Source organism: Kitasatospora sp. NPDC007106, assembly GCF_040634455.1.
Classification (GTDB): domain Bacteria; phylum Actinomycetota; class Actinomycetes; order Streptomycetales; family Streptomycetaceae; genus Kitasatospora; species Kitasatospora arboriphila.
Genome location: NZ_JBEYFP010001066.1, coordinates 1 through 1,826 on the forward strand (window position 1 = coordinate 1; position 1,826 = coordinate 1,826).

2 protein-coding genes and 1 pseudogene are annotated in these 1,826 nt (G+C 74.3%); 1 reads left to right on the forward strand and 2 read right to left on the reverse strand.

Annotated features, from left to right (window positions below; all coding sequences use genetic code 11):
* Positions 1 to 44: 44 nt before the first annotated feature.
* Positions 45 to 1,121 (reverse strand): membrane dipeptidase, encoded by a 1,077-nt coding sequence (locus ABZ641_RS35770; RefSeq protein WP_359988612.1) that lies wholly within the window; start codon positions 1,119 to 1,121, stop codon positions 45 to 47.
* Entirely contained in the window at positions 1,118 to 1,693 is a 576-nt protein-coding gene (locus tag ABZ641_RS35775) for an amidohydrolase family protein (protein WP_359988614.1), read from the reverse strand. Before ABZ641_RS35775 ends, ABZ641_RS35770 begins: the two co-directional genes overlap by 4 nt.
* Positions 1,694 to 1,730: 37 nt before the next feature.
* On the opposite strand from ABZ641_RS35775, the pseudogene ABZ641_RS35780 reads away from it, so the two are divergent.
* Positions 1,731 to 1,826: pseudogene (locus ABZ641_RS35780) on the forward strand (ABC transporter permease); the annotation flags it as partial.

Here is a 1,826-nt window from a genome sequence, read left to right on the forward strand (position 1 = left end):
GGGGCACCTCCCGGCCCCACGCGCCCCTGGGGTGCCGCCCGGTCCTAGGCGGGAGCCCAGACGCGTTCGGCGTAGTCGACGAAGTTGCGGCCGAGGATCTTCTCGATCCGCTCGGAGCGGTAGCCGCGCTGTTCGAGCAGCCGGGCCAGGTCGCGGAACTGGTCGGCGCCGCGGAGGTCCTCGACGAACGGCAGGGTGTCGGCGCGTTCGCCGGCCGCGCCGACGCCGCTCGCGCGCCGCAGTTCGACGTGCTCGGCGAGGGCGGCCCGGTAGGCGTCGAGGTCGTCGATCGGGGTGATCGTGCCGTCGGTGCCGATGCCGACGGCGTCCTCGCCGCAGACGTCGACGGCGTGGACGATGTGCTCGACGACGTCCGCGGCGGTGGCGTGGCCGGTCGGGCTGAGGAAGGGCATGAAGTAGATGCCGACGAAGCCGCCGCGGTCGGCGACCAGCCGCAGTTCCTCGTCGGTCTTGTTGCGCGGCAGGTCGACCAGGGCGCGGCAGCCGGTGTGGTTGATCGAGACGGGCTGCCGGGAGGCCCGGGCGGCGTCCAGGCAGGTGCGTTCGCCGCTGTGCGAGAGGTCGACCATCAGCCGGCTGTCGTTGAGCGCCTCGACGACCCGGTGGCCGAGCAGGGTGAGCCCGCGGTTCTCCGGCGCCATGGAGCCGTCGCCGAGCCGGTTGGCCTGGTTGTACGTCAGCTGGACGACGCGGACGCCGCGGTCGGCGAACACCCGGACGCGGTCGGGGTCGTCGCCGACGGCCACCGCGTTCTGGAAGCCGTAGACGATGCCGATCTTCCGCTCCCGGGCGGCCCGGTGGATGTCGGCGGCGGTGCGGACCTTGAGCAGGTCGGCGGGGTTGGCGCGGACGATCGCGTCCCAGACGTCGATCTCCTCCAGGGTGTGCTCGTAGGGCGGGAGGTCGCCCATGGTGTAGCCGAGGGTGATGTTGACGGCGGTCAGGCCGGAGGCGCGGGCGTCGGCCAGGGCGCGGGCGTCCACGGTGAGCTGGGAGCTGGAGGGGTTGAGTTCGGCGGCGGCCTCGGCGGACCGGGGCGCGTTGGGGTTGTCCAGCTGGCCGAGCGCGTTGACGACCAGCGGGAACGGGGAGTCGGTCATCGGCCCGCCTCGAAGTCGGCGCGGGCGTGGCGGCGGCCGCGCTTGACGGTCAGGTGCACGGTGCGCAGGTGCTTGATGTCCTGCAGCGGGTCCTCGTCGAAGACGGCGAAGTCGGCGAGCCGGCCGGCCTCGACGGTGCCGCGCAGCTGCTGCGCACCGGCGCTGCGGGCACCGACGGCGGTGGCGGAGCGCAGCGCGTCCTCGGGGGTGAGGCCGCAGCGGTCGACGAGGAAGGCGAGTTCCTCGTGGAGGGCGGGGAAGGGGTCGTCCGGCGGGGTCTCGTAGTCGGTGCCGGTGGCGATCGGGACGCCCGCGCGGTGCGCCTGCGCGGTGAGTGCGGCGGCGAGGTCGCTGTTCTGCCGGGCGCGTTCGGCGGCCTCGGGGCCGCCGCCGGTCATCTCCGCGCTGGCCCAGAGCGCGGCGGTGGCGTCGAGGACGGTGCCGGTGCGGCGCATCAGGGCGAACAGCTCGGCGAGCACCGGGTCGTCGCCGGCGGTGAGGCGGGCGTGGTCGATCGGCGGCTTGTCGCGGTAGGTCGTCAGGGGCTGCGCGGCGCAGGCGTGGGCGAGCAGGGTGACGTGGGAGACGGTGTCGACGCCGGCCTCGACGTCCTTCGCCCTGGCCCGCTACCGCTTCCGCGGCCGCTCCGCCACCACCGGGCTGATCTTCCTGCTGATGGCCATGCCCGAGGTCGTCATGGCCGCC